At 62.5% G+C, this 26,827-nt stretch carries 28 protein-coding genes; 10 read left to right on the forward strand and 18 right to left on the reverse strand.

Annotated elements, in window-relative coordinates:
* Nucleotide 1: 1 nt before the first annotated feature.
* Complete coding sequence (locus M1D89_RS04765; RefSeq protein ID WP_498648499.1) at nucleotides 2-511, reverse strand: GNAT family N-acetyltransferase; 510 nt, start codon at nucleotides 509-511, stop codon at nucleotides 2-4.
* Nucleotides 508-858: an ArsR/SmtB family transcription factor gene (locus M1D89_RS04770; RefSeq protein ID WP_498648501.1), complete on the reverse strand. Its 351-nt coding sequence runs from the start codon at nucleotides 856-858 to the stop codon at nucleotides 508-510. Before M1D89_RS04770 ends, M1D89_RS04765 begins: the two co-directional genes overlap by 4 nt.
* A gap of 112 nt (nucleotides 859-970) precedes the next feature.
* Between M1D89_RS04770 and M1D89_RS04775 the strand changes: the two genes are divergently transcribed.
* Complete coding sequence (locus M1D89_RS04775; RefSeq protein WP_498648502.1) at nucleotides 971-1,543, forward strand: pyridoxamine 5'-phosphate oxidase family protein; 573 nt, start codon at nucleotides 971-973, stop codon at nucleotides 1,541-1,543.
* 230 nt (nucleotides 1,544-1,773) lie between these two features.
* On the opposite strand, the gene M1D89_RS04780 is transcribed toward M1D89_RS04775, so the two are convergent.
* Nucleotides 1,774-2,511, reverse strand: coding sequence for an aquaporin (locus tag M1D89_RS04780; protein WP_498648504.1), 738 nt, complete (start codon nucleotides 2,509-2,511; stop codon nucleotides 1,774-1,776).
* Nucleotides 2,512-2,556: 45 nt separating this feature from the next.
* On the opposite strand from M1D89_RS04780, the gene M1D89_RS04785 reads away from it, so the two are divergent.
* From M1D89_RS04785 to M1D89_RS04800, 4 genes are all read left to right on the forward strand, one after another.
* Nucleotides 2,557-3,231 carry an arsenate reductase/protein-tyrosine-phosphatase family protein gene (locus M1D89_RS04785; protein WP_498648505.1) on the forward strand — a complete coding sequence of 225 codons (675 nt, stop codon included), beginning with the start codon at nucleotides 2,557-2,559 and terminating at the stop codon, nucleotides 3,229-3,231.
* Between the two features lie 132 nt (nucleotides 3,232-3,363).
* On the forward strand, nucleotides 3,364-3,798 hold the full coding sequence (locus M1D89_RS04790; RefSeq protein WP_498648507.1) for an arsenate reductase ArsC: 435 nt from the start codon (nucleotides 3,364-3,366) through the stop codon (nucleotides 3,796-3,798).
* A gap of 37 nt (nucleotides 3,799-3,835) precedes the next feature.
* Nucleotides 3,836-4,813 carry a thioredoxin-disulfide reductase gene (gene trxB, locus M1D89_RS04795; RefSeq protein ID WP_498648509.1) on the forward strand — a complete coding sequence of 326 codons (978 nt, stop codon included), beginning with the start codon at nucleotides 3,836-3,838 and terminating at the stop codon, nucleotides 4,811-4,813.
* A 27-nt stretch (nucleotides 4,814-4,840) separates the two neighbouring features.
* Nucleotides 4,841-6,214 carry an FAD-dependent oxidoreductase gene (locus tag M1D89_RS04800; protein ID WP_498648511.1) on the forward strand — a complete coding sequence of 458 codons (1,374 nt, stop codon included), beginning with the start codon at nucleotides 4,841-4,843 and terminating at the stop codon, nucleotides 6,212-6,214.
* Between the two features lie 21 nt (nucleotides 6,215-6,235).
* Here M1D89_RS04800 and M1D89_RS04805 read toward each other — a convergent pair whose 3' ends face one another.
* The gene (locus M1D89_RS04805; RefSeq protein ID WP_091471048.1) at nucleotides 6,236-7,093 is read right to left on the reverse strand and encodes a prephenate dehydratase; all 858 of its coding nucleotides are present in this window, start codon (nucleotides 7,091-7,093) and stop codon (nucleotides 6,236-6,238) included.
* A gap of 110 nt (nucleotides 7,094-7,203) precedes the next feature.
* On the opposite strand from M1D89_RS04805, the gene M1D89_RS04810 reads away from it, so the two are divergent.
* Nucleotides 7,204-7,731: a hypothetical protein gene (locus M1D89_RS04810; RefSeq protein WP_498648513.1), complete on the forward strand. Its 528-nt coding sequence runs from the start codon at nucleotides 7,204-7,206 to the stop codon at nucleotides 7,729-7,731.
* 56 nt (nucleotides 7,732-7,787) lie between these two features.
* Here the strand turns inward: M1D89_RS04810 and M1D89_RS04815 are convergent, their stop codons facing one another.
* Nucleotides 7,788-9,200, reverse strand: coding sequence for an aldehyde dehydrogenase family protein (locus tag M1D89_RS04815; RefSeq protein WP_498650897.1), 1,413 nt, complete (start codon nucleotides 9,198-9,200; stop codon nucleotides 7,788-7,790).
* Between the two features lie 161 nt (nucleotides 9,201-9,361).
* Between M1D89_RS04815 and M1D89_RS04820 the strand changes: the two genes are divergently transcribed.
* The gene (locus tag M1D89_RS04820; RefSeq protein WP_498648514.1) at nucleotides 9,362-10,015 is read left to right on the forward strand and encodes a LysE family translocator; all 654 of its coding nucleotides are present in this window, start codon (nucleotides 9,362-9,364) and stop codon (nucleotides 10,013-10,015) included.
* Here the strand turns inward: M1D89_RS04820 and M1D89_RS04825 are convergent.
* A complete protein-coding gene (locus M1D89_RS04825; protein WP_498648516.1) occupies nucleotides 10,012-10,602 on the reverse strand; it encodes a TetR/AcrR family transcriptional regulator in 591 nt (196 codons plus the stop codon). The genes M1D89_RS04820 and M1D89_RS04825 overlap by 4 nt on opposite strands.
* A gap of 123 nt (nucleotides 10,603-10,725) precedes the next feature.
* Between M1D89_RS04825 and M1D89_RS04830 the strand changes: the two genes are divergently transcribed.
* From M1D89_RS04830 to M1D89_RS04840, 3 genes are read left to right on the forward strand one after another with little or no spacing between them, the layout of a single operon-like run.
* Nucleotides 10,726-12,705, forward strand: coding sequence for a primary-amine oxidase (locus M1D89_RS04830; RefSeq protein WP_498648517.1), 1,980 nt, complete (start codon nucleotides 10,726-10,728; stop codon nucleotides 12,703-12,705).
* An 18-nt stretch (nucleotides 12,706-12,723) separates the two neighbouring features.
* On the forward strand, nucleotides 12,724-13,218 hold the full coding sequence (locus M1D89_RS04835) for a hypothetical protein (RefSeq protein WP_498648519.1): 495 nt from the start codon (nucleotides 12,724-12,726) through the stop codon (nucleotides 13,216-13,218).
* Nucleotides 13,219-13,276: 58 nt separating this feature from the next.
* Nucleotides 13,277-14,089 carry a hypothetical protein gene (locus M1D89_RS04840; protein WP_498648521.1) on the forward strand — a complete coding sequence of 271 codons (813 nt, stop codon included), beginning with the start codon at nucleotides 13,277-13,279 and terminating at the stop codon, nucleotides 14,087-14,089.
* Between the two features lie 4 nt (nucleotides 14,090-14,093).
* Here the strand turns inward: M1D89_RS04840 and M1D89_RS04845 are convergent, their stop codons facing one another.
* The 12 genes from M1D89_RS04845 to M1D89_RS04900 form a co-directional block, all read right to left on the reverse strand.
* Nucleotides 14,094-15,422, reverse strand: a complete 1,329-nt coding sequence (locus M1D89_RS04845) for an Ig-like domain-containing protein (protein ID WP_498648523.1) — start codon at nucleotides 15,420-15,422, stop codon at nucleotides 14,094-14,096.
* Nucleotides 15,419-16,159: an RNA polymerase sigma factor gene (locus M1D89_RS04850; RefSeq protein ID WP_498648525.1), complete on the reverse strand. Its 741-nt coding sequence runs from the start codon at nucleotides 16,157-16,159 to the stop codon at nucleotides 15,419-15,421. Before M1D89_RS04850 ends, M1D89_RS04845 begins: the two co-directional genes overlap by 4 nt.
* Before the next feature lie 84 nt (nucleotides 16,160-16,243).
* Nucleotides 16,244-17,497 carry a pyridoxal phosphate-dependent aminotransferase gene (locus M1D89_RS04855; RefSeq protein ID WP_498192335.1) on the reverse strand — a complete coding sequence of 418 codons (1,254 nt, stop codon included), beginning with the start codon at nucleotides 17,495-17,497 and terminating at the stop codon, nucleotides 16,244-16,246.
* A 52-nt stretch (nucleotides 17,498-17,549) separates the two neighbouring features.
* On the reverse strand, nucleotides 17,550-18,479 hold the full coding sequence (locus tag M1D89_RS04860; protein WP_498648528.1) for a PASTA domain-containing protein: 930 nt from the start codon (nucleotides 18,477-18,479) through the stop codon (nucleotides 17,550-17,552).
* A gap of 114 nt (nucleotides 18,480-18,593) precedes the next feature.
* Nucleotides 18,594-19,067, reverse strand: coding sequence for a hypothetical protein (locus M1D89_RS04865; protein ID WP_498648530.1), 474 nt, complete (start codon nucleotides 19,065-19,067; stop codon nucleotides 18,594-18,596).
* The gene (locus M1D89_RS04870; protein WP_498648533.1) at nucleotides 19,060-19,596 is read right to left on the reverse strand and encodes a phage tail protein; all 537 of its coding nucleotides are present in this window, start codon (nucleotides 19,594-19,596) and stop codon (nucleotides 19,060-19,062) included. The genes M1D89_RS04865 and M1D89_RS04870 overlap by 8 nt, the downstream gene beginning before the upstream one ends.
* Nucleotides 19,589-22,246 carry a baseplate J/gp47 family protein gene (locus tag M1D89_RS04875; RefSeq protein ID WP_498648535.1) on the reverse strand — a complete coding sequence of 886 codons (2,658 nt, stop codon included), beginning with the start codon at nucleotides 22,244-22,246 and terminating at the stop codon, nucleotides 19,589-19,591. Before M1D89_RS04875 ends, M1D89_RS04870 begins: the two co-directional genes overlap by 8 nt.
* On the reverse strand, nucleotides 22,243-22,677 hold the full coding sequence (locus M1D89_RS04880; protein ID WP_498648537.1) for a GPW/gp25 family protein: 435 nt from the start codon (nucleotides 22,675-22,677) through the stop codon (nucleotides 22,243-22,245). The genes M1D89_RS04875 and M1D89_RS04880 overlap by 4 nt, the downstream gene beginning before the upstream one ends.
* 30 nt (nucleotides 22,678-22,707) lie before the next feature.
* Complete coding sequence (locus M1D89_RS04885; protein WP_498648538.1) at nucleotides 22,708-23,046, reverse strand: hypothetical protein; 339 nt, start codon at nucleotides 23,044-23,046, stop codon at nucleotides 22,708-22,710.
* 34 nt (nucleotides 23,047-23,080) lie between these two features.
* On the reverse strand, nucleotides 23,081-24,601 hold the full coding sequence (locus tag M1D89_RS04890; protein WP_498648540.1) for a phage baseplate assembly protein V: 1,521 nt from the start codon (nucleotides 24,599-24,601) through the stop codon (nucleotides 23,081-23,083).
* A 10-nt stretch (nucleotides 24,602-24,611) separates the two neighbouring features.
* Nucleotides 24,612-25,370, reverse strand: coding sequence for a CIS tube protein (locus M1D89_RS04895; protein ID WP_498648542.1), 759 nt, complete (start codon nucleotides 25,368-25,370; stop codon nucleotides 24,612-24,614).
* Nucleotides 25,371-26,347: 977 nt separating this feature from the next.
* Nucleotides 26,348-26,827, reverse strand: coding sequence for a phage tail protein (locus M1D89_RS04900; RefSeq protein WP_159708998.1), 480 nt, complete (start codon nucleotides 26,825-26,827; stop codon nucleotides 26,348-26,350).

Raw genomic sequence — 26,827 nt, forward strand, 5'->3', positions numbered from 1 at the left:
GTCAGTCAATGACCGGCGAGCGGCGTTCCAGCAGCAGGGTGTCGCGCCATTGTCCGGCGGCGGGTCCGGTGCTCACGCGAGCGATACGGTTCCGCCGCCCGACGATGGCAAAACCATTGGCCCGATGGAGCCGAAGGCTGGCCTGGTTCTCGGGGAAGATACTGGACTGGATGGTCCAGATTCCCTTCGCCTCGGTGGAGGCGGCGAGTGCCTGCAGAAGCAGTTTGCCAACGCCTTGGCCGCGGGCGGCGCCAGCCACGTAAATGGAGTGTTCAACTACGCCGGCGTAGGCCGGTCGTGAGGAAACGGCTGAGACCGCGGTCCAGCCCAGGATGGTGCCCTCCTTGCTGACTGCCACAAACCGGTGCTCAGGCAATCTGGAGTTGTTGAAGGCGTCCCATTCGGGTGCGGATGATTCGAACGTGGCGAAGCCGGTGTCGATGCCTTCCTGGAAGATCTCCCTTACCGCCGGCCAGTCCCGGGGCTCCATAGCCCTCAGCGCTACTGTCACAGCTTTGACAGGATGCCGGCGACGTCGTCCAAGGCGCCCGGGACCAGGGAATAGTATGCCCATGTGCCGCGCTTTTCCCGGTGCAGTAAGCCCGCATCCACCAGGATCTTCAGATGGTGCGACACCGTCGGCTGGCCGAGACCCAGTGGCCCCGTGAGGTCGCAGACGCAGGATTCGCCCGAAGATTCAGCTTTGACTATGGAAAGAAGCCGCAGCCGGTTGGGGTCGGCGAGGGCCTTGAACACCACTGCCTTCCGTTTGGCTTCCTCGGCACCCAAGGCAGGCTGGCCCGTCGGCTCGCAGCAGTCCTGCACGGCGGCAGGCTCGAGTGTGGGTAGTGCAGTCATGTAACTATTATGCCCGCGTATTGACGATCATCAATGTAATCCCGTTCGACAGCCCATATCGTTCCATGAGACAGGTTTGAACCTGCTCGTGCCTCATGGAAGCGTGATCCCCATGGGCAAGGTATACGGGGCAATCGATCAGCGATTGAGCAAGTTTATTGAACAGCAAGTGGTCTTTTTTGTTGCCACCGCTCCGCTGTCCAGCGATGGGCACGTCAACCTATCTCCCCGCGGGCTTCCGGGCACCTTCGCGGTCATTGATGAGCATACGTTTGCCTGGCTCGACGTCACCGGCAGTGGGAGCGAAACGATAGCCCATTTGAGGGAGAACGGCCGGATTACCGTCATGTTCTGTGCCTTTGACGGGCGTCCGAATATTGTCCGACTCCATGGGACAGGGCGTGTCGTCACCCGCTATGACCATGACTTCGAGTCTCTTGCTCAGCGCTTCGACGACAAACCCGGTGCGAGGGCCGTCATTGTTGTTGACGTCCACCGTGTTTCGGATTCATGCGGGTGGGGCGTTCCCTTGATGAGCTTTGAGGGTCACCGCGATCTGTTGGGTCCGTACTTTGAACGCAAGGGCGTAGACGGAAGTGTTGACTACCGAATCACCAAGAACCGCACCAGCATTGATGGTCTTGCCGCTTACGACTTTGACCCTGCGGAACCAGCAGGCGTCTGAGCAGCGTCAAACCTGCGGGTGCCAGGGTTAACGGCGCCCTGCGGGTACGTTCTGCTTGTGCGCCGACTGCCGCCGTCGGAGTCTGGAAGAGGAGGTGGGACAAGCCGCCTGCCATGAGGACAGCCACGCAGGCTGCGTTGATAAAGAACAGGCGTCGGCCCCCAGCAGATTCTTTACCGTCTTCGCCGCTGCTGTCGCCCTTATTTTGTGGTTCCGGCTACAAGGTTAGATCAAGGCCGCACGTCCACTGTGTGTGGCACGACGACATTTTCCGCGGCGCTTGAACCCGATGGGAAAAGCAGTAGGAGAAGGCCGACTCCAACGGCGGCGCCGATCAGTTGCGCCAAGGCAAAGGCCGGTGCTGAGCTGGGTGCGATGCCCGCGAACGTGTCGCTGAAGATCCGTCCTACAGTCACTGCAGGGTTCGCGAAGGAAGTCGAGGACGTGAACCAATAGGCAGCGCCGATGTAGGCGCCGACTGCGGGGGCGGCCAAGGAGCCCCGCTGGGTGGCAGCCAGGGAAAAGATCAGCAGAATTAGTCCGGCCGTGGCCACAATTTCACCCAGCAGATGGCCAGGCGTTGCGCGGTCCTTGCTGGAGATTGAGGTGCTCACCTCAAACATGGCGTTCGCCAGTACGCTGCCGCCGATCGCCCCCGCGGTCTGCGACACGACGTACGTGCCAAGTTCTTTCAACGACAGGCCGGTGCCGGCTCGTCTACCCAGTATCCAGTCCACCAGGGACACTACCGGGTTAAAGTGCGCCCCGCTGATTGGTCCAAAGATCAGTATGAGGACCGTCAAGCCGAGCACGGTGGCCGTGCTGTTCTGGAGCAACTGCAGGCCGACATCATTGGGGGAGAGCTGCTGCGCTGCGATGCCTGAGCCCACAACTATGGCAACAAGCAGGCAGGTTCCCAAAGCTTCAGCGAGGGCGCGGCGCCACAACCCGTACGAATGAATAGTCATGCGAACAGCTTGACTGATGAAATTAGTTCAGTCAAAATTGAATCAATGAATATTGAGCAAAACTCTAGCCTCTTGGAGAGGGCCGCTAAGTACGCGGCCCTGGCCGATCCTGCCCGGCTGCGCATCGTGGATCTGTTGACCTTGGGGGACTTGTCGCCCACAGAGTTGCAGTCGGAATTGGGCATGCCCGCCAATCTGCTGTCGCACCATCTGCGATCCATGGAGGCTGCAGGTTTGGCGGTTCGGCATCGTTCGGAAGGTGACAAGCGGCGAAGCTATGTCCGGCTGGCTGCCGGTGCGCTGGAAGGTCTCACTCCCGGCCGCGAGCACGGGGCCCGGCGCGTCCTGTTCGTTTGCACCCGGAATAGTGCGCGCTCGCAGTTGGCAACGGCGCTGTGGCAAACCGCCAGCGACATTCCTTCGGTATCGGCGGGAACCCATCCGGCGGAACATGTGGCGCCAGGCGCCTTGGAGGTCGCCCGCCGCCATGGATTGGACCTTGCGGGCGCAAAACCCTGCCTGATAGACCAAGTGGTGAGCGACGAGGATTTGGTGGTCACTGTCTGCGACAACGCCCATGAGGAATTGCCGGGATTGCGCGGCATTCACTGGTCCATTCCGGATCCTGTCCGGCTTGATAGTAAGGAAGCGTTTGAGGATGCATTCGCCGATATCTCACGCCGCGTTCATGATCTCGCCCCTCGACTGCGTGCTGCCTAGTCCCGTTTTTCATATATTGACAATCATCAATCTATAGGCCGATACTCAATGCATCGATGAATATCAATACATCGCGGCATTGCTGCGGAATGATCCCAACCAGACCAACCCAAACCGACACAGGAGAATCCCGTGAGCACCGAAACTGCCAAGAAACCGTCCGTTCTGTTCGTTTGCGTTCATAACGCAGGACGCTCCCAGATGGCTGCCGCTTTCCTCACAACCCTCTCCAAAGGTGCCGTTGAGGTCAGGTCAGCTGGCTCCCAGCCAGCAGACAAAGTCAACCCTGCTGCTGTTGAAGCCATGTCTGAGCTTGGCATCGACATGTCCGCCGAAATCCCGAAGGTCCTCACCACGGAAGCCGTCAAGGAATCCGATGTGGTGATCACCATGGGCTGCGGAGATGAGTGCCCGTATTTCCCCGGCAAGCGCTATGAGGACTGGGTACTCGAGGACCCTGCTGGACAGGGCGTGGAAGCTGTTCGTCCCATCCGGGATGAGATCAAGACCCGCATCGAGAATCTCCTTACGGAAATCCTGCCGGCCCGGCACGTCGACGCCCAGTAATCCCACGCCTGTCACCTGACCCTCGCAAGGAGAAATCGTGAGCACCCAACAGCTGATCATCATCGGGTCCGGCCCCGCCGGCTACACAGCCGCTATTTACGCCGCTCGCGCCGGACTTAACCCCTTGGTGCTGGCCGGCTCGGTCACCGCCGGTGGCGCCCTCATGAACACCACGGAAGTAGAGAACTTTCCCGGCTTCCCGGGTGGGATCCAAGGCCCGGAGCTCATGGATGGGCTCCAGGAACAGGCGGAAAAGTTCGGTGCGCGGATAGTTTTCGACGACGTCACTGAGGTTGATCTCAAGGGTCACGTCAAGCGTGTGGTCACTGGAGGTGGCGAGACTCATGAGGCGCCGGCGGTCATCCTGGCCACGGGTTCTGCATATAAGGAGCTCGGGCTTCCGGAAGAGAAGAAACTCAGCGGGCATGGTGTCTCCTGGTGTGCCACCTGTGACGGCTTCTTCTTCCGGGAACAGGACATCATTGTGGTTGGTGGCGGAGACTCCGCCATGGAGGAAGCTACCTTCCTGACGCGCTTCGGCAAATCCGTGACCGTCGTGGTCCGAAAGGACGAACTGCGGGCATCCCGCATCATGGCCCAGCGAGCCAAGGACAATCCCAAGATCACCTTCGCGTGGAACTCTGCTATCACCAAGATCCACGGAGATACCAAAGTCACAGGTGTCACCCTCACGGACACCCGCACCGGCGAAACCCGTGAGCAAGCGGCCACCGGTATTTTCGTGGCCATCGGTCATCTGCCGCGGACTGAACTCGTGGAAGGGCAAGTGGACCTCGACGCCGAGGGCTACATCAAGGTGGATTCACCCACCACCTGCACGAACCTCTCGGGTGTCTTTGCCTGCGGCGACGCCGTAGACCATCGCTATCGCCAAGCCATTACAGCAGCTGGCACGGGTTGCTCGGCCGCACTCGATGCTGAGCGCTACCTTGCCGCCTTGGACGACGCCCACAGCATTGCCACGGCATTGGTCGAAGAGCCCACCCACTTCTGAGTTCCCCATACCGAGAGACGAGAAACCATGGATAAGCACCTCCCCATCGCAGTCATCGGTGCGGGCCCCGTTGGGCTGGCAGCCGCAGCGCACCTGCTTGAACGCGGACTGAAACCGATCATCTTCGAAGCAGGCAACTCTGCAGGGGCTGCAATCGAACAATGGCGCCACATCCGTCTCTTCTCGCCATGGAGGTTCAATCTCGACGCCGCGGCTGTCCGGCTGCTCGAGCCCAGTGGCTGGGAATCGCCCCGTCCCACCGCATTGCCCTATGGCGGGGAACTCATTGATAACTACCTCACCCCGCTGGCAGAACTCCCCGCCATCGCTTCCCGACTACAAACTGGCGCCCGCGTCACCGCTGTCACCCGCGCCGGGCTCGACAAAACCCATGTGCGCGATCGCGACACCACCCCGTTCATGGTCCGGGTTGAACACACTGCCGGTGAGGTCCGCGATTACACGGTGTCAGCCGTTGTCGATGCTTCCGGCACCTGGGCCACTCGCAATCCGCTCGGAACCTCCGGGTTGCCCGCCATCGGTGAAGATCGTGCAGCAGACCGCATCTCTTCACCCCTGCCCGATGTTTCCGGGCGGGATCGGGATTCGTTCGCCGGCCGACGAGCCCTGGTAGTTGGCGCAGGCCACTCCGCTGCAAACACGCTGATCAACCTCGCCGATTTGGCCAAAGATGCGCCGAACACGAGGATACTCTGGGCCATCCGCGGTGCTTCCGCAGAGAAGGTTTACGGCGGCGGCGACGCAGACGGCCTGCCTGCACGCGGCCAGCTTGGCTCGCGGCTGCGCCGACTGGTCGAATCCGGAACCATCGAACTGCATACGAACTTCGGCATCGCAGCCCTGAAAAATCTTGATTCCGGACTGACGCTGGAATCAGCAGATGGACGGACGCTGGAAACAGATGTCATCGTCCCGTGTACCGGCTTCCGCCCTGACCTTGAGATGCTCCGGGAACTGCGGCTGAACCTGGACCCTGCTGTTGAAGCGCCTACGGAACTGGGGCCGCTGATCGATCCCGAATTCCACTCTTGCGGCACGGTTCCGCCGCATGGCGCGAAGGTGCTCGCCCATCCGGAGAAGGACTTCTATATCGTCGGCATGAAGTCGTACGGGCGCGCGCCGACCTTTCTGTTGGCCACCGGCTATGAGCAAGTCCGCTCCGTGGCTGCCGCCCTATCGGGGGATCAGGTTGCGGCGGACACTGTTCATCTTGAACTGCCAGAGACCGGGGTCTGCTCCTCCAACGCGGGTACTAGCCGTGACGTTCCTGCGGTGGCTGCTTCGGCATGGGACGTAGAGGTTAGCGGGTGCTGCTCGACTCAGGAACCGGTGCTCATCGGCATTCCCACAGGACTGACTCACGGGCGCTCCGGCCTGTAGCGGGCTCGGCCAGCAGCGTGCTTAGGCGCTGACGGTGTTCCTCTCGCGGTAACCGTCTGCGGCATATACGCCGAGGACCCGGACCTCCGTGGTGAAGAACTCCAGTTCCTCCAATGCCCGGCGGAGTCGAGCGTCTTCGGGATGCCCCTCGACGTCGGAAAGGAACATCGTGGCAGCGAACTCATCACCCACCATGTAGCTTTCCAATCGAGTCATGTTGAGGCCGTTGGTAGCGAAGCCGCCTAGTGCCTTGTAAAGGGCAGAGGGAACGTTGCGTACGCGGAAGACGAAACTGGTGATCGCCGGACCGGGTAATTCTTCCTTGCTGGGAAGCTCGCGTTCACGGGCCAGAACAACAAAGCGTGTGGTGTTGGTGGGGTCGTCTTCGACGCCGGAGGCCAGGACCTCGAGGCCGTACAGGCCAGCGGCGAGCGGCGGAGCCAGGGACAGCTTGCGGGGATCGTTCCAGTCCCGTACTTCGCGGGCTGAGCCTGCGGTGTCACCGGCGATGACAGGTTTGAGGCCAGCTTCCCGGATGATCCTGCGGCATTGTCCGAGTGCGTGGATGTGGCTGTGGACCTCCGTGGCGCCCTCAATGGTGCTGCCGGGGATTCCCAGAAGGTCGAAACGGATGGGCAGGAAATACTCGCCCACGATCTGCAGCTTGGACTGGGGGAGCAGGACGTGGATATCGGCCACCCGTCCGGCAATGGAGTTTTCAATCGGAATCATGGCCAGATCGACTTCGCCAGTGGATACCAGTTCAAAGGCATCCTCAAAGCTGGCGCACGGAACGCTTTCGAGTTCGGGAAACATTTCCTTGCACGCGAGATCCGAATTGGCTCCGGGCTCACCTTGATACGCAATCTTCTGGGCCATGCTGCTCATGTTTACACGGTGAGCCCCCGGCCTCCCAACCGCGTCCACCCTGTGACTGGACAAGTGGATGCTTTCGGCTCTAGGTTCGCAGCAAGGATTGGGGGCAGCCGATGGCGACTGCGACAACGTTCCAAGGGAACAAGGCAAACAATGTCAACGACGAGCGGATCGCAAGATTTGCAGGCACAGTCTTCGGACTGTTCACGCTCCTTTGGGCGTTCCTGCTTTCAGGCGAAGTGGGCGGGTACATGCTGGCAGCAGGGCCATTGTCGGTGGCGTCCCACGGGTTGAGCCTTCTCTCAGCGCTCATCGTTTATCTCTATTATCGGAAGGTGGTTGAGCGGAACAGCGCGGCCGGGCTGCTCTGCTTCGTTGCCGTCGCGTTCTTCTTCGCAGACATCGCTTTGGGCTTCCAGTACAGCCCATTTTTCGGAATCGCCCTCGTGGCATGGGCGGCCAGTGCCCGGCGACCCCTCATGGCGGGGGCGGGAGTCCTTGCCTTTGGCGCAGCCATCTTCGCTAGGTTCGAGCACTCTTTGGCCGCCATCGTCATTGCCGCCTCCGGCGTGATCATCCTCGCGGCAGCACTGGCCCTACGCCCGGGCAACCCAACTGGGTCGCAGTTGACGTCGTTCTGAGGGCTCAGAACGACGTCAAATGCGACCCAGTTGGGTAGAACCGGAGAGGGAAAAGATTAGCCGTTGATGACCTGCGGGACGCCCAAAGCCTTGAGACCCTCGGCGCCGAACTCCAAGCCGTAACCGGACTGCTTCGCGCCGCCGAACGGAATACGCGGATCTACTGCGCCGTGCTTATTGATCCATACCGTGCCGGCCTGGATGCGGGAGGCGACTTCGCGTGCGGCACTCACATCGGAGGACCAGACTGAGGCGCCCAGTCCGACGTCGAGCGCGTTCGCTTTGGCGACGGCCTCGTCAACCGTGCTGTATTTGATAATCGGCAGGGCGGGCCCGAACTGTTCCTCGGCGACCAGCGGGTTGTCGTTATCGATGTCGGCCACCAGGGTAGTGGGGTAGAAGTTGCCGGGAGCGTCGGCGTCGGGGTTGCCACCCAGCAGCACACGGGCCCCGGATTCCTTAGCGGCTTCCACCAGCCGCGCCACGATGTCGTACTGCTGCCGGTTCTGTAGAGGGCCCAAGACGTTGTTCTCATCCAAGCCGTTACCCATCGGCATTGCAGCAGCCACAGCAGTGAGCTCTGAACACACAGCCTCGTACTGGGACTCGTGCACGTACAAGCGCTTCAGGGCAGCGCAGGTCTGGCCGGTGTTGATAAAGGCACCCCAGAAAAGACCCTCGGCGATTGCCTTGGGATCCGAATCGGGGAGAACAATGCCGGCGTCGTTACCGCCGAGTTCCAGAGTGAGCCGCTTGACGGTATCGGCCGAGGATCGAATGATCGCCTTGCCCGTGGCGGTGGAGCCGGTGAACATGACCTTGCCGATCGCGTCATGTGCGGCCAGGGCTTCGCCGACGTCGCGGCCACCGGAGACCACGGACAGCAAGCCATCGGGCAGTTCCTGGTTGATGATCGAGGCGAGTGCCAGCACGGAGAGCGGCGTGTACTCGGAGGGCTTGACCACCACTGCATTACCCATGCGCAGGGCGGGCGCGATCTGCCACACCGTGATCATCATGGGCCAGTTCCAGGGACCAATGGCACCGACGACGCCGATGGGGCGGTAATGCATTTCGGCGCGGGTTGCGCCGTCGTCCACCACAGTTTCAGGATCAAGCGGGGTGGCGGCGGTGGCCCGGAGCCACGCGGCACATGCTCCAACTTCGAAGCGCGCGTTCGGTCCGTTCAGCGGCTTGCCCTGCTCGCGCGAGAGCAGTTGGGCGAGTTCCTCGGCAGAACGTTCGACGGCGTCGGCGGCCTTCATGAGCGCGGCGGACCTGGCGTCGTGGCCCAAGGCAGCCCATGCGGGTTGGGCGGCGGCGGCACCCGCGATTGCGGCTTCGAGGTCCTCGACGGTGTGAACAGGGGTTTCGCCGACAGCTTCACCCGTTGCCGGATCAAGGATGGTGCGGCTGTTCTGGCCGGGGGCCGGGGTGATTGAGGCCAGCAGGGCGTCGTAAGTCTCCATTGGTACTCCGCTCGGGTAGTAAGTCTTGGCGGCCAGTGAGGCGCGCGGCGATGATTCCAGTGTGGTCGGCATCACGCGCATGAGCCTTGTCTATGCACGAACAGCCCTTGACGGGAAGCGAACGCTTTCCGTTCAGGGCCCTGTGCCTGATAATCGAGCTTGTGACTCTTGCTTCCCTCGCAGCTTTTGCCGGCCTCTGCCTGGTCCTGTCCGTAACACCCGGGCCGGACACTTTCCTGGTCCTGCGTATCGCGTTGAACCGTCCCAGTGCAGGAATTGCTGCGGCCGCAGGGTCTGCGATTGGCGCGATTGTCTGGGCTGCATTGGTGGGCGTCGGTCTCGCAGCCATTCTTGAGCAGTCCGCGGAACTGTTCCGATGGGTCAAGATCGCAGGCGGCCTGTACTTGCTCTATTTGGGCGTTTCATCGTTCATCAAGTCCCGCAAGGCAGCAAAGGCGGCTAGGTCCGCCGAAGCTGGCGGCACGGCGGAGAACGCGCCCCTCCCGTACAGCCGACTCTCCGCCCTGGGTGCTGGGTCCTTGTCCACGCTGCTCAACCCCAAGGTCGGCTTGTTCTACCTGGCGGTGGTCCCGCAGTTCATCCCACACGGTGGGGACACCATGGGCACCTCGCTCATTCTCGGCGTGGTGGTGGCCGTGATTGCCTTCGCCTATCTGTCGATGATCGCCGTCGTCGCCTTCAAAGCGATGCGCTGGCTCAAGCGACCCAAGGTGAGTACCGTCGTCGAGCGCGTCAGCAGCGGTGTGATCGCCGGGCTGGGTGTGGGCGTGGTGGCCTCCGGCGCCACCAGCTAACCGGCGAGCAGTGCCAGGTAGTTGTCCAATTGCCCCGCAAGGTCCTGCGAGAAATGCTCTGCGGGGGACAATGCCACAACAATTTGCGCGCCCAGCATCATGTTGAGCAGGTGATCGGCGACGGCGGCGTCCCCGATGGGGGCGTTGATCTCGCCTGCCGTGCGGGCTGCTGCGCAATGAGCGGTGATGGTGATGTGCCACTGGCTCATGGACTCGCTGTGGAGGGCTGCCATGTGGGAGTCGTTGAGTGCCTTCTGCCAGAACGGAATCACGATGCGGGCTTCATTGATGCGCTCCTCATCGAGTGGCAGGACTTCTGCGCAGAACGCGCGGAGGGCCGCTACGCCTGACAGTCCGTCGGTCATGGTGGCGATGCGTTGATTGGTGCGGTTGAAGACGTGCCCGAACGCGGACGTCAGCAGCAGGTCCTTAGTGGGGAAGTAGGGCTTGAGGGCACCGTTGGCGAAGCCTGCTTCCTCGGCAATTTCCCGCATAGTGGCGCCTTCCATGCCGAGCCTCGCGATGATCCGCCAGGTTGCATCCACCAGTTCGAGGCGTCGTTGATCGTGGTCCACAATCTTTGGCACTGGAGGGGCTCCCGGGAAATAAATTGGTGGACAGGTCTTGTGACCCATCTTACGTTTTGGTTATTCTCTACACCTATAGAAAATAAATCCTGACCCATCATAGGTCCCGGACAAGAGGCAGCCATGACGCCCACAGCAACTGAGACAGCAACTGACGCCGTGACCCTTGAGGAAACGCAGTACGCCCTTGCAACGGGAGCCGAAATCTCCCAGGTGCAGGGGATCCTGCAGGCCTCCGGCCACCTTGGCCCCGATAAGCGAATCGCCTACTTGGGGTTGGTGGACCCGTCCCGCGGCCAGTCGGAGCAGGACCGCCGTTTCCGTGTCTTCATCCACGACATTTCCGGCGGAGCTCCCAGCGACGTCCTCGTCTCAGCGACCCGCGGCGAGATCATAAAAGCCATCGAACTGGATACCAAAGTTTCAGGCGAACTCCCCGTGCTGGAAGAGGAATTCGAGGTTGTGGAGACTCTCCTGGCAAGCGATGAGCGTTGGCTGGCCGCGCTTGCCGCCCGCGATCTGGACGTAGAAAAAGTCCGCGTCGCACCGCTCTCGGCCGGCGTTTTTGAGTACGACGACGAGAAAGGTCGCCGTATCCTGCGTGGTCTCGCCTTCGTCCAGGACTTCCCGGAAGACAGCGCATGGGCACATCCCGTAGACGGCCTGGTGGCCTACGTGGACGTGGTCAACAAGGAAGTCACCCAGGTCATTGACCTCGGCGTCATGCCCATCCCCACTGAGCACGGAAACTACACAGATCCAGAACTGACCGGTCCGCTGCGCGAAACGCAGAAGCCCATCAGCATCACTCAGCCGGAGGGCCCGAGCTTCACCGTCACGGGCGGCAACCATGTGGAGTGGGAAAAGTGGAGCGTGGACGTCGGCTTCGATGTTCGCGAAGGAGTTGTCCTCCACAATCTGGCCTTCCAGGACGGTGACACAAAGCGTCCCATTATCAACCGCGCCTCCATCGCCGAGATGGTGGTTCCCTACGGCGATCCCTCACCCATCCGGTCCTGGCAAAACTACTTCGACACTGGCGAATACCTGGTGGGCCAGTACGCCAACTCACTCGAACTGGGCTGCGATTGCCTGGGAGACATTACCTACCTCAGCCCTGTCATCAGCGATGCTTTCGGCAACCCCCGCGAGATCCGCAACGGCATCTGCATGCACGAGGAAGATTGGGGCATCCTTTCCAAGCACTCAGACCTCTGGACCGGTATCAACTACACCCGCCGCAACCGCCGTCTGGTGATCTCTTTCTTCACCACCATCGGCAACTACGACTATGGCTTCTACTGGTACCTCTACCTGGACGGCACCATCGAGTTCGAGGCCAAGGCCACCGGTGTCGTCTTCACCAGCGCGTTTCCGGAGGGCGGCTCCGATAACATCTCCCAACTCGCACCGGGCCTCGGCGCACCCTTCCACCAGCACCTCTTCAGCGCCCGCCTGGACATGGCCATTGACGGCTTCACCAACCGCGTGGAAGAAGAAGACGTGGTCCGCCAAGCCATGGGCGAGGGAAATGAGCGCGGCAACGCGTTCTCCCGCAAGCGCACAGTACTGACGAAAGAGTCCGAGGCCATGCGCGAAGCCGACGCCCGCGCCGGCAGGACGTGGATCATTTCCAACCCGGAATCCCGCAACCGACTCGGCGAGCCAGTGGGCTACAAGCTCCACGCCGAGAACCAGCCCACACTGCTTGCCGACCCCGGCTCGTCCATCGCGAAGCGCGCGGCTTTCGCCACCAAAGACCTGTGGGTCACCCGCTACTCCGACGAGGAGCGCTACCCCACGGGCGACTTCGTGAACCAGCACTTCGGCGGCGCCGGCTTGCCGGCCTATGTTGCCCAGGACCGGGAGATTGATGGCCAGGACATCGTCCTCTGGCACACCTTCGGCCTCACACACTTCCCGCGCGTGGAAGACTGGCCGATCATGCCCGTGGACACGGTGGGCTTCAAGCTCCGTCCGGAAGGTTTCTTCGACCGCAGCCCCGTGTTGGACGTGCCGGCCAACGCTTCTGGCTCGAGCTGCCACAGCGCGGCGACTTCCAGCAGCGAAGAACACGGCGAGCCCGCCGGGCACTGCCACTAAAGCGCCCGGGGCACCGAAATGACCATGATCGCAGGACGGGCCCGGGTAGCCGGGCCTGTCCTGCACCCTCGGATCTGCGCAGCACTCACAGCCGTCTCCTGCCTGGTGCACGTGTGGCTCGCGGCCTCGGGACACCACGCTGCCTGGCTCGGCGCACTCATGATTGCCTTGGCGGCCGTGTGCATCCCGTGCACAGTTCACATCTGGCGCCACAGCAGAGTCGGTGCACTTCATCAAGTGACCATATCCGCCTTGGCCATGGTGGGACTCCACGCTGTCCTGCTGCTGGGGGCGGGCGGTGCCGCACATGCGCACGGCGGGGGACCGGCGTCGAACGTTGCTGATGTATCCGGAGCCGCCGGACTTTTGCTGGTGATCGGACTGGAAATCACGACGGCGTTACTCGCCGCAACGCTGGTGGCCCGCCTCCGGCGCTCGCGCCAGAGCCACCGAACTGGCCCATCTTTGCCGGTGGCAAGCCTGATATTCAGCCCCGAAGGGCCCGCCAGCTGAGCCAAAGAAGGGCTGAAAGCGACTGCCCATTTGAAATCTCCGGTGCCACAATTGACCCATGGCCGCAGCGTGGTCAATTCGTGAGGGGTTCCGCAGCGGGCCTGACCCGGGTGCCCTGCGCCGCCCGCTGTTCTACGCGGCCCTGGTGGTCTTCGCCGTAGTAGTCCTGGTTGAGGTGGGGATGTCCCTCCTGTTGGGCCAGACCGCCGTCGAGCCCGTCTCTGCAGCTGAGGCCGGCAAACTGGATGTTCCCTTGGACGTTTTCCTGAAGACACAACAGGCCGACGCCGAGCCGCCCGGGGCCGGAATTGGTTTTCTGGCCTTCCTCGATGGGCTGCTGCTGTTCACCGTGGTGATGCTGGGGCTCAGCTTGATCATGGATCTGCGAACCTATGGGCGGGCACAGGGGGTTGCCACGCTGGTGGTGATGCTGCTGTGGGTGATTGCTTCATTCCTCACGGCGATGCTGGCGTTGGCGAAGCTGTTCCTGATGATCGGATTGTTCGTGTCCGCCCCGTTCGGGACTATCGCGTACCTGGCACTGTGGGGGAGCTTTCCCAAAGGCCAGGCAGCCGCGATCCTTGGATTGTTGCTGGTGCTCAAGATCGTCTTTGCGCTGCTGTTGATCCTGAGCCAGCCGAAGTTCCTTAAGGTCACGGGTCTAGTGGTGCTGCTGGTGGTTTCCGCGCTCCTTCAGGTGATCCTGGGGATCATCCACGGATTCCTGCCCGGGCCGCTGGTGTCCATCGGGGACCAATTCTGGGCGCTGATCACCGTGGTGGTGGCGCTGGTGTGGGCTCTGATCATGCTGATCGCGTCCATCCCGGCGATCATCAACGCCCTGCGCGTGAGTGGTTCGGCGGGGGACTGAGCGGTCAACCGATCTGGCCTGGGGTGGGCGCCAATGGTCCTACGTTGAAAATGACTGGATTGCTCGTTTCATCATCGAGGGAGGCGGTCACACTGGCTCGTCCGTTGCGAAGGCCCCCAACACGACCCGAATTGCTGACGGAGACGACGAGCGGTGGACTGTGGCGCCAGGACACTGGAGCCGTGGTGCTCTTCGTTCCGTTGCTGAAAGTGACTGTGGCGGTCAACTGAAGGGTCTGCTGAAGGCCGATGGAGTGCGGTCCCGCCGGGCTGATGGTTATGGCCGTCGCTACCGGCTCAACTGTTACCGGCACCGAAGCTGGCCATTCCTTACCTTTGGCGTCGACGCATTGGGCGCTTACTGTCGTCTGTCCATGACCGGTGCCTGTCACCGATCCCGAAGTATTTACACTCGCGATCTTGGAATCCTTTGAAGACCACGTGGCGGTGGTGGCAGGTTGTCGCGTGCCGTCCGTATAAGTGATGAAGGCCAACAGTGGTTGTGTTTGGGTGTGCTTGATAGACAGAGCGGTCGGGTCGATGACGCACCCGTTTGGCTCACCCGTTGGAGTGGTGGTGTCCGGGCCGGTGACCGTGACGGCAGCCGTTGCCTGGATGGTCCCTTCCGTGGCAGTGATGGTGGCGACGCCTTGGCGGACCCCAGTCACCAAACCATTACCATCCACCGTGGCAATGTCCTTGTTGAGGGAATCCCAAATTGCAGGCTCGTTGCGGTTACCGATCGAATTATCGCTGAAGGTGCCCTGGGCCGTGAGCTGCGTCGTTCTCACTGCAGGCACTGTGATGTTGTCAGGAACTATGCGAAGGCTGACGAGGCTCAGGCTGGGGTCGGGATCTACGACCTGAAATTCCAAGTTGCCGGAGATCCCACTATGAGCCGCCGTTATTTGTGCAGAACCTGTCTTGGCAGCGGTGGCAACCCCGGTTGTGGAGACGGCGAGCACCTCTGGTACGTCTGAATTCCACGCAAGACCTTCCCGCAAATCCTTTGTCTCGCCGTTGCTATAGGTTCCCGAGGCCTTGAGATCGACAGTGGCGTCAGGATGTAGCCGCTGGCTTGGAGCCGTGATGGTGATTGTCTGCAGGGTCATTACGGGATCGGATGGACTGCCATTGTTCTTGGCTGCGACAACCGCCACCACAGAGGCGGCAATCATTGCAACCGCAACAACCCCGGCAATCACCCACGTGCGAATGATCCGCCGACGAACTGTGGACATCCCCTCCGTCAAGGCAAAGCCCAAATCCGCGGGGTGTGTTTGTGCGTCGAAAGAGGCATCGGCCAGTAATCGCTGCCGCAGCGCGTCTCTCATGGCCGGCCTTCCTCCAGGGCCAGCCGTCCGGTTGTTTCCTCGGCGTGTGCCAGCGATCTGCCGACACTCTCCGCAGGACGCCCCGTCATGCCCGCAATTTCACCGACAGTCAGGTTGGCGAACTCGTGAAGCACGATGGTTATCCGCTCCTCATAGGGGAGCTTTGACAGTGGGCTACCGCCCTGCGGCTTAATCTTCGGCTTCGGCCCCGTCTTCGGCCCCTTCTTCGTCTTCGGCGGGTGCACTTCCCGCACCCACCGCTCATGCTTCCGGAGCATCTCCACAAAAACGCACAACGTATACACGCGCAGCTGGGGAGTCACGGGTCCCTTCCATGCGCTGGATGCCAAGGACCATGATGCCTCGAGCAGTCTCCGGGCCGTCTCCGGGTTATCGCATAGCAAGTGGGCGCAATATTCCATATCGCCCTTCTGCCGCTCGAAGACGCTGCGCAGTTCGTTTTCGCGATCCCTGAGTGCTGGGGCGATCTTGAGCGTAGGAATGGGGCCGAGTTCAACTTCCCTGACCATCGGCATGAAAACGCCGGCAACGAGCAGCACGATTCCAGCGCCTACCGCAAGGGGAAGACCGAAGTCCTGCACGGTGTCGGGTAACTCTTGACGCCACGAAGAGAAAATAACCACGGCTGCAACGATGACCGCGATGCCCAGTGCGGCCAGCACAACCCGTAGAGGAGTGAAAGCGCTGCGGATATGCCGCTTTGGCTGCTCGCACATGCTTTACCAGCTTAGGAATTTGCGCGGAGGAGTATCAAACAGATTTTACGTCTACCGATTGGATTTTTGAACAGATTGCAACTCTCAGCGGGAGAATTCTTCTTCCGATATCCGGTTCTCCGGGCGGTTCCGATAGGCAGCGAGGTAGGTGGAAATGCGGCGCACCGCTTCCTCAATGTCTTCCACAGCCGGCAGGATCACAAACCGGAAATGGTCCGGTGTTGGCCAGTTGAAGGCCGTCCCATGCGAGACCAGAATCTTTTGTTCCTGCAGGAGTTGCAGGACGAATTTCTCGTCGGAGGCGATGGGATAGATCTCCGGGTCCAGCTTGGGGAAGAGATACATGGCGCCGGCAGCCGGGACGCAGCTGACGCCCGGAATCGCTGTCAACAGTTTCCACGCCAGGTCCCGCTGCTCGCGCAGCCGGCCGCCAGGACGTATGAGGGCTTCGATGCTTTGGTAGCCGCCAAGGCACGTCTGGATGGCGTGCTGGGCCGGAACGTTGGCGCATAACCTCAAGGAGGCCAGCAGCTCCAGCGACTCCCGGTAGGCGGCGGTTACGGTCCGGGGGCCAGTCACGGCGACCCACCCGGCCCGGTAGCCGGGCATGCGGTACGCCTTGGACAACCCGCTGAAAGTCAACACGCAGACATCCTCGGCCACAGCGGCCGTGTGGATGTGGGGCGCGTCGACGTAGCGGATTTTCTCGTAGATCTCGTCCGAGAACAGCACAAGATCGTGCTTACGGGCCAGAGCTGCGAACTGCTCCAAAATGTGCCGGGGGTAGACAGCGCCGGTGGGGTTGTTCGGGTTGATGATCACGATGCCCTTGGTGCGCGGGGTGATCTTCGCTTCGACGTCGGCCATGTCCGGCCACCAGTTCTCGTCCTCATCGCACAGATAGTGCACTGCTTGGCCGCCTGTGAGTGTCACGGCGGCCGTCCACAGCGGGTAGTCCGGCGCAGGAATGAGGATCTCGTCGCCGTTCTCCATGAACGCCTGCAGGGTCATGGAAATTAGCTCGCTGACGCCATTGCCAATGAAAACATCCTCGACGCCGATGGTCATCAGACCGCGCGTTTGGTAATACTGCGAGATGGCTGTGCGCGCGGAGAAGATGCCCTTGGAATCGCTATATCCCTGCGCACCGCGAAGGTGGTGGATCATGTCCACCACCACTGACTCCGGTGCTTCCAACCCGAACGGCGCTGTGTCCCCGAGGTTCATCTTGAGGATGCGGTGGCCCTCGGCTTCCATGGCTTTTGCAGCCTGGAGGATGGGACCGCGAAGTTCGTAGCGGACGTTCTGGAGTTTGCTGGAGTGCTGCATCGGACGCATGGTTGATCTTTTCATGTCACCGCCCCCGCCCGGCAAACCCGTCCGAAAATTGTCACTGGCCGAGCCTGTTGGTGCACAGCTGCGGGTTGCTGAGGCAGATGTTCACCGGGTCCAGGATGATTCTGGACCGTAGCTCAGTCCGTACCAGGACCAGGGCATTGATGTTGACTTTGCTGCCGGCATCCGGGACCACCCCCACCACAACGCACCGCTGGATGGAGAACGGAGGCTGCGCCTGGCAGGTGGAACCTTGGGTGAAGTCCAGCTGAATCTGCGCTGTTTGGAAAGCGGTTCGGGCATCTTCAATCCGTTGGCCCAACACGTCAGGCACGGTGGCCCGAACCGGCACGGCAATTTCCAGATTCACTGTGCTGCCGCGGCCCACCTTTTCACCACCGGCAGGCACTTGGTTCACTACCGTTCCCTCCTGGGCAGCGTTTTCGACGTCCGAGGTCGTGGCCTTGAAACCTGCGTCCGTGAGGATCTGTACTGCCTCGGCCTGCGGCTTGGTTTTCACATCAGGCACATTTGCATCCTTGAACATGGTGAAAAGGATCAAGCCAATGGCGGCCAAGAGCACCACGCCACCGATGATTACCCACAGCCACGGGAAGCGCCCGGGTGGTTTGGGTTTTTCTGCGGCGGGCACGGTCAAAGTCACAACATGGGCCTGGTCCGCGTAGTCCTCAGGCGCGTCGTCGGCGGAGTAGGCGATCAACTTCACTGGATAGCTGCCCGCCGAGGCGCCTGCGGTGTCGAAGCTGACAACGTACTGCTCGGTGGCCCCGGCAGCGATGGTCCGCAGTGGGTTGGTGATGGTGGTGTACGTTTTCGACGGCGGATTGGTCACCTGCCCGGGAAAGGCGCCGAGAACCACGCGCTCCTGATCGGGGGAGCCGTTGGTGACGGATGCTGTGAGGGATCCCTTGCCGTCCTTGAGAACAACGTTGGGGGCGCTCAAGGTCATGGTGATGGCAGTCATGGCGCAACAACTCCTGGGATTGTGGTGGCGTAGCTCGTTGGGGAACCGCCATTACGTCGTTGCCCAACAACGTATTCACGGTTTACAGACGTGGTGAGGGTGGTTCGATGCATCTCAGCCGGCTTCCTGGAGTTGCAGCACGCAAGGCTCGAGCGCGAGACAGGCGATGCCCAGCTCTCCTCCTGAGGTTCCAAAGGTGACGTCCACGCCTTCCCCGGGGTCGGCGGCCTGCTCGGCGCGCGTGCCTTGGAGGAACAACGTGACCTTCACAGCTTGTTGAGGGACGAGCCTGGCCCTCTTGGTGGGCGGCCCAAAGGAGAACAAGCCCCCGCCGAACTCCTTCACTTCAAAGACACAGCCACCTGTCACCACCAGCTGCGTATCGGAGGCTGAACACGAGCCGCTTTCCACAGACAAATCCGCCGCAGTGAGCTTCGCGGCCAAGGCTGTACCTGGGAATCCGCTCTGCCAATCCGCGGCGGCATCGTCATTGCCTCCGCCGCAGCTGACCCCGAACACTAAAACCAGGATCGCGATGACAGCACATGAAATCACCACGATGATGGGTTTCCGATTCTCGTCATTCACCGGTCCGCACCTCAATGTGGTCGGTCACGTGCGCCGGTTTCACTCCTTTGACGATCCGCCGGATCAGCTCCAGTTGCCCGGAAGCTTCCGCCGGGACGTGCACTTTGATGTGGAAAGCGCCCGGGACGGATTCGACGTCGAAACCACCCACCCCCGTTGCGAGGTGCAGGAAGCGGGTGAGCCCGTCAACGGTCCCGCGCCGGGAGGAGAGCTGCGCCGCGGCAGCGATCAGATCCCGTTGTCGCGTGATGGGAACCGCGCTGGAAGCTTCCGATTGGCCCTCCGGACCAGGGAGCGTCAACCAGTCCAGATCCACCCAACGTGACAAGAAAGGAATCAGCGACGACGGTGCGCGGCCCGGATCCGGAACGGTATGGATTTGGTCCAAGACCCGCCGGACAGGCTGGTGCATATCCTCAGCTACGCCGAGAAGGGCCTGCATGGGTGCGCTTGAATCGGCCGCTACTTGGAACACTTCGGGCAGGACTTTGAGGAGTTTGAATGCCTCGAAGTCTGAAGACCTAGCCATTTCCGTGGACCACCTCAATTTTGTGGTCCCCTGAGCAGAACAGCCAGGTATCGGGCAACGTCACGACGTCGTCAACCACCCGCCGGGTGCAGCTTTCCCAAGTGAGGGCGTCGTCCTTGCTCCGGAAGACACCTTTGGGTCCTGCAGCCAGCACGAGGACCTGGCCTTCGGCCACAATTGCGCCGGAAACTGAGCGGACGGGCTCGAACCGGGTCCGGTCACGCAAGGGCAGGTTGCAGTTCACGTCCGGCACGCTCCATTGCGCCCCTGCCAGGCCGAGTTGCAGGCGTAGGACACCGCCACTTTGTGTCGCGGCATAGGCTGCTTTGCCCATGACGTGAAGACCCCAACAACTGCCGCCGGTCCATCCTGTGCTGAGCTCCTCCCAGGAGTTCATGAACGAGTCGTCAAAATCGGTGCGGCCCAGTTCGTCGATCCTGAGCCGCAGGCAACCCGTCCCGGTGCCTTCAGGAACTGCACGCCCGAGCCACACATAGCTCGCGCCGCCGTCGTACTGGACTGTCATGCAGCGGATGTCTTCGCCCGCCGCCTTGACCTGTTTGAAGCTGCCGGCCGTCCCGGCGTCGGGAGAGAGCCACACGCCGGCCGACGCCTCCGCGGCCACCACCACGCCTGTCCTGCCGCGGATATCGACGAGGGCGTCCACGGCATAGAAGCCCCGATCGGGCTGGGAGGTGTCCACTACGTTCTGCACCGGGATGGCGCCCTGGCTCACTGGAAGTTCATAGAGACCCCGCTCACCGGCCAGCAGCAGCAACGGCTCACCTTGCCGGTCCACCCAGCACAAGTCCGCTATAACGAAACCCAACTCGGATGCCTTGCGCCAGGACTCCCCGAGGTCGTCGCTGATGTAAACGCGCGAACCAGTGGCCGTAACGGTGCTGACAGCCACCATGCCCGGGTGCGTTCCGGGGCCTACCCGGCCGGGTGCGGGCGAACGGAACGGCGCGATGGCACGGACGGTTTCCTCCCCATTGGCAGGGTCACCAAACTCTGCGCAGGCTTCCCATCCGTCCGCTGCGTTGGTGGTGCGGAACAACGTGCTCTCCTGGGCAACGAACCAAGTATTATCCTGCCCCTCCGCCTGGACCAAGGCCATGGTGTCCGTGTCAGGAACCTTGTCCACTTCCAGCGTGACGCGGTCCACGTATTGCACCCCGGGCTCGGCTTCCTCCATGGCCCGGTACAAATTGGAGACTCGCAGCGGCCTACCGAAACCCGATCCGTAGCTGGAAGAATCCGGGCTCAACGGGCTGATTGCATCAGAGAGCCGCCCCACGATCCGGGACTTCACGGCCTCGGCATCCTCATCGGGACGAACAACGATCCTCGCGTTCACCTGCACCTGCTTGTAAAGCCCCCAACGCACCACAGGCTCGGCACCAACCGTGGAACGCCTGCGAAGATACTGCTCCACTTCGCGGCGCACTTCCTCACGTGCGTACGCTACGAGCTCGGCGGCCTTGAGGGGATGAGCCGCGGCTGCGCCATGCATCGACGACCCGCTGCCGGAGCCCGTGCCGGTTCCGGGGACAAAAGGCACCAGCACAATTTCCACCTCCCCAGGCCGGGCGAACGCCCACAGTTCCTTGCGCGTGAAGGCTCTCGAACGGCCAACACCCCCGTGCCGCCGGGCCAGGACTTCATAGTCACGAACCGTGACGGCCCGGTCGCGGGCATGGAAATCCTGTGGAGCACGCCTGAGCGCGTTCTCGAGTGATTCACCATCGCGACCCCCACTGGCCGGCTCGGGATTGGTGACCTTGGTCCCTGGCACCGGGGAGCGCAAGACTGTAAGCTGGCCGGCCCCGACGTTCCCGCCGGCCCCGCCGCCGCTGCGATACCAAGCGCGGACTTCGGCGCCGGCGCCCGGCACAGGCGCCCTTTCGCCGGACAACGTACGCGATGTTGGCCCTTCGTCCCACCAAGCGAACATGGCGACGCCGGCACTGCGGTCAATCCGCACCGGCACCTCTCCAGGCCTGGCGTCGGCAAACGCCTCCACTTCCTGGCAATACCGGAACGTCTTCCCGTCCACGAGCACTGCCTCACCACTGCTCAGCCGGGTCCCCGTTGGAACCTCGACGGCGATTGCCAGGCCCGCGCCGGAGACGATCGGCGCGTTGGGGATCACCAGGCTCTGGCCGGGCCTGCCGGTTCCCGAACCGATGGGAACGGCGTCGTACAAGGTGACATCGGCCGCCGGGACCAGGACGGTGGTCTTGCCGGGTGCCAAAACGGCAGCCGCCGTCGTCGTAAAGACAGGCTGGGAGGAACCGGGAACGCCGGGCGGGCAACTGACTTGGGTCCCTCGCGGGATGCGGATTTCCTGGTCCGTGGTACCTGTGGCGGATGTGCGGCTGAATTCCAGCATGGTTTCGGCCGTGCTCGGCGGATACAGGGTTGTGCCCAGCAGGTTCAGATAGACCGCGTAGAGTTTGTCCGGGACGCGGTTGAGCCGGTACATGAGTGTGTCCGTGAGGTAGGCAAATGCCTCGATGATGGTGATGCCGGGGTCGTGGACGGAGAGGTCTGTCCATTCCGGGGCGATTTGCTGGATGCGTTCGCGGGCACCGGCAACAAGATCCGCGAAGCTGCGGTCATCCAGGTTCGGTACGGGGATACTCATGCTGCACCTCCGGATTCAACGGGCAGGGCGATGGTGATCTCGTCCTCCAACTGGGTGGTCCGGACCCGGTATTTCAACCTGACCTCCAGCACTTCGGACTCGTCCTGCGACCTCGACGCGTCCAAGGACAAGACCGTGATGCGGCGCTCCCATTGCTCCACTGCCCTTGCCACGTAATGGATGGCGAGGCCGGCCGTGGTGTCGTCGGCAGGTGCGAAAACAAGACGAAACAAGTGGCAGCCGTATGTTGGCCGGTTCACCCGCTCGCCGGGCCTGGTGCTGAGCAGGAGGAGGAGTGCTTGCCTCACGGACGCTGCGTCTGTGACCGCAGCCAAGCTGCCGGACGGCGTGAGCCTGAGTCCGGGGATGCCGGCGGTGGCGTCGAAATCCGGATGGATGAAGGCCACCGACTTGTACCGGGGGGCGCTCATGGCTGGTTCCTTTTCATGGCTGTTGGCATCTCACGAGCCGGCTCCCACCAGCGTTTGCCCCGGACTGCGGACCGTGTACTTGACCGCGCCTGGGGGTGTGCCATTGGTGAAGCCCTCCAAAGTGTCGAGGCAAACCGCTTTGCCGCCTATGGTGACAAACGTTGAATAGCCCCTGATCACGGGCAAGGTCTTTCTGCAGGGCTTGATATTGACGCTGATATGCGGGCACATGGTGATGTCCCTGCCTTGGGGGTCGTCGTCCACCAGGATGGGGGATTCCTTGATGCGCACCCATGCCTGCGAGGGCACGTTCTCCACCTTGCCGTCGTGGCCGCATCGCAGGACGGCTTCCTTGACGAGGATTCTCATGGCTTCCTGGTCCTCACGGCTTAGTCCTCACAGCTCAGGCCTCCTCGAAGTCGACGGTCTTTGCACGGATTTTCATGGCCTTGCCGGGGGCTTCGAGGACCAGGTCCGTGGCGGCAGTGATCTTGAGTCGGTCCGGTCCGAGCTCCACGGAGGAGCCGTGGCCGTCGGTGAAGCTGACGGTGTGCGCACCGCCGTCGAGAATGATCTGTTGACCGTCCGCGCTGCGGAAGGTGTAGCGGCTATCCCTTTCAGTACGGCTCAAGCTGTCCGGCGTCTGCTCGCTCCCGTAGAGGCCGCCGAGGACGATGGCCTGGGCCGGATCAGTGGCCGGTAGGAGGACCAACACGTTATCCCCGGGGGACGGCGGGACCACGAGTCCTTTGCCCGGGCCTGCACCCGCAGTCAGTACAGGGGCCCAGCTTGTTTGGAGATCGGGGTAGGCGGGAAGGCCGACCCGGACCCGGCCCCGGTCCTCGGGGTCATCCACATCGGTGACGGTTCCCAAGGTAAAGACGTCCGGCCGCCGTTCCGGGACGGAGCTCGGCGGTCGGGTGGTCAGCGTAGTTTCGTAGCCGGTTCCGTCCAAGCGGTGCGAGGCGCTCGCGATCAGGTAGATCCCCTCGATGTTGGTTGCCACTCCCTTGATCCTCACCCTGCCGCCAGCCCTGAGCCGGGGGTTTCCGTCAGCGACAAACACCGCTGTGACTTGGCCTGCGACCTTTGTGTCCAGCTCGGCCTTAGATAAGCCGTCCGCGAGCGCCTGTGATTCCAGGACTTCGTTGTCCCGCCTCAGATCCCCACCTGCGCCCACGCTGGCTAGTGCTGGATCTGCTGCGACCTGCGCTTTCGCGTCGCTGCGTGTGGCCCCGGCCTGGTGGACAGAGGCGTCGTTGCTGCGCCAGCCATTGGTCTGAGCGCCACCGTAGGCCGGTTCCTGGCTGAGTTCGATTTCCGCGGAATGAAGGGTGGCCCCAAGGGCGAGCTCCAAAGGTTCGCCTTCGCCGTCGAGTCCTGTGAGCCTGAGTGCGCCGTCGTGCACCACGGGGTAGGCGCCAACGCGGGCACTTTGTTCTACGAGGAGGCTGAGGTCGGTGCGGGCGCACTGGTACACCTGCCCGAGCCGATCAGCGCCGCCCACCACGTCCAAACCGGTGCCCTCGCACAGTATCCGTGCGAGCCCGGCGAGGTCGACGTCCTGGTGGAGCCGGGTGAATTGGCGTTTCCTAAGGCGGTGCAGGGCGTCGTAGGCCCTGATCCGGATCTCTTGTCCGAGATTCGCACTGTAGCTGTACTCCACCACGGTTACCTCGCCAACGAACAGCGGTGTGCGCTGCCCGCCGAGCTCAACTCTCAGTGCGTCTCCCGGTGCTGGATCCACGCCGCCCCTTGCTGCTGCTGTACGTCCAGGGCCGGGACGCCAACTGATGAGGCACTGGGCCGGGCGGGCAAGTGAGCTGAGCACGTTAACTGAGATGATCGCCGCCGTTTCGGCCGTGGTGAGCCTGCGTCGGCCGAGGGTGACGATCAGTTCGGGGAGGCCCTGGACTTGCCTCACGGTGTTGGCCTCATGGTGTCTCACCCATGGGCGGGACGGCGAGGGGGCCGTTGAAGTGCGTGGGGTCGTCGACGTTGTTGTATTCCAGCAGCAGTTTCCATAGCAGGGGTGTGCCGAACGCTGCCACGGACAGTCGCCCCAGCTCAGCCGGCGGTACCTCGGGAAGCAGCTCACCACCGTCGGACATGAGCGCGTCCCACTCCGTGCTGCCGTCACCGGTGACGGACAGCGTGTCTACAGGCGGGGCCGTCAAATCCACCGCAGGGAGGCGTTGTGCGAGTTCGTAGTTCTCGCCGCCCTCTTCATCCGCCGCCTGGCCGACCCTCACGAAGACCATCCGCATCCAGGACCTCAGGGGTGAACCGTCCGGGGCGAAACGATCGAAACGCTCGGCGACTTCCGTCACGATCCCCGGCACGTTCCATGCCCGGCCCCACACAAACCGGACCGACGGCGGCCTGCGCTGCCTTTCGACTTCGGCACTGTTCTCCGCGAGCGCCCATATTGGGCGGGTCATTTGCCGTACGTCCTGAACATGGAGCGACGCCGGCGCGAGGTCGACGTCGAACAACAGATCCAGCCGTAGCTCAGTGTGGCCACCGCCGGTGAAGAGCAGCGGATCGTCAGCCAAACCGCTGCCGCTCAGTTTGCCGCCCGCACTCTTCCGTGTCTCCACGCCGGCCGACCGCTGCATCACCACCGTTTCCGGATTGAGCAGGCAGCCGAGGTGCTCACCCGTGTCCTCGATGAGGAAAGCGACGCGTTCCATGTCAGATCGCCAATTGTTCGTCGTGGAGGCGGGCCTGGCGGGCGATCACGTGTTCCACAGTTTGTGTCGGGGCGACCTGTGTGGGCTGTGGACGCGGAGCGAGTTCGGGCCAGGTCCCAATGACGGGCGACGCGGGTGCGTGATTTACAACGACGCTCGGGTGCCCTTGGGATTCGGGGCGGGTTTGCGGTTCGGGTTGGGGTTGCCTGTGTTGTGGGGCCTGCTCTGCAGGCTTAGTCGGCTCCGAGGCGCGCAAAGCAGGCCTCGCAACGGGGGTGGGTGTGTGTTGTGGGGCCTGCTCTGCAGGCTTAGTCGGCTCCGAGACGCGCAAAGCAGGCCTCGCAACGGGGGTGGGTGTGTGTTGCGGGGCCCGCTCTGCAGGCTTAGTCGGCTCCGAGGCGCGCAAAGCAGGCCTCGCAACGGGGGTGGGTGTGTGTTGTGGGGCCCGCTCTGCAGGCTTAGTCGGCTCCGAGGCGCGCAAAGCAGGCCTCGCAACGGGGGTGGGTGTGTGTTGTGGGGCCCGCTCTGCGCTTCTGGATGGGATCAACAAACGCAAAACGGGCCTGGCAACTGAGGGTGTTGTAGGGGCGGCGGGGGTATTCGCCACGGGGAGGGTTTCGGGAGAAGCGGGAGGTGGAGGTGCAGGTGCAGGTGCAGACCGAGGAATAGCGCCGCGTGGGCTACTTTGTGGGGCCTGGTTTTCGCCCCAAAGACGCCTAAGACGACGCAGAGCGGGCCTCACAACAGGAGGGGCCAGCCCTGCGTCGCGAAGTAACTGAACCCAATGCTCGGGGGCGCCGTCGGTATCAAAGGCGCGAATCGGCGTCGAACTCTCCGGCGAAGTAGCCCCGAAAGTCCCCGAAGAGCCGGAAGCCCTCAAAGAACCGGAAGACCCGGGAGCCCCAGGCCCGCGCTCCAGCCATGCCGCCGCACCACGTAACTGCCGAGCGGCAGCCCGACGCCAGGAAAACCTCGGCTCAGGCGACGGGAGCGCGGGCATCGTCGAGCTCCAAGCGGTCGTACGCGATGCTGAGGGATTCGATGGCGAGGTCCTTGCCCAAGGCGTCAAGGGGTGCGCCAAACCAGTCGCATGGCCAGGCGCCCAGGAGGTTCCAGCGCCGGACTTCCACGGACCCGGCGTCATTCAGCATCGCGATGGAGACGTTGCGGCGTTCCACTTTTCCGTCCACGGCCTTGAACAGCCACTGGAGCATTTCGGTGGAATCGGTGAGCCCGTATTTCAAGGTCACCGGCGTGTACTCCACCTGCCCCGGGATGACGCGCACTGTGCTGTTCTCACCACCGGAGCGGTAGAGAATGCGGTCGATCTTCAGTCCCAGGCCCTCAACCTTGGTGAAGTGGCCTTGGACGACGCCCTGGATGACAAGCTTGAAGTTGTAGGCCCGGTACGGGTCCACCACGTTGCCCGGTTGGGCGGCAGGTGTCGGGGTTGTCAT

It is taken from the genome of Arthrobacter sp. D3-18, from assembly GCF_054408525.1.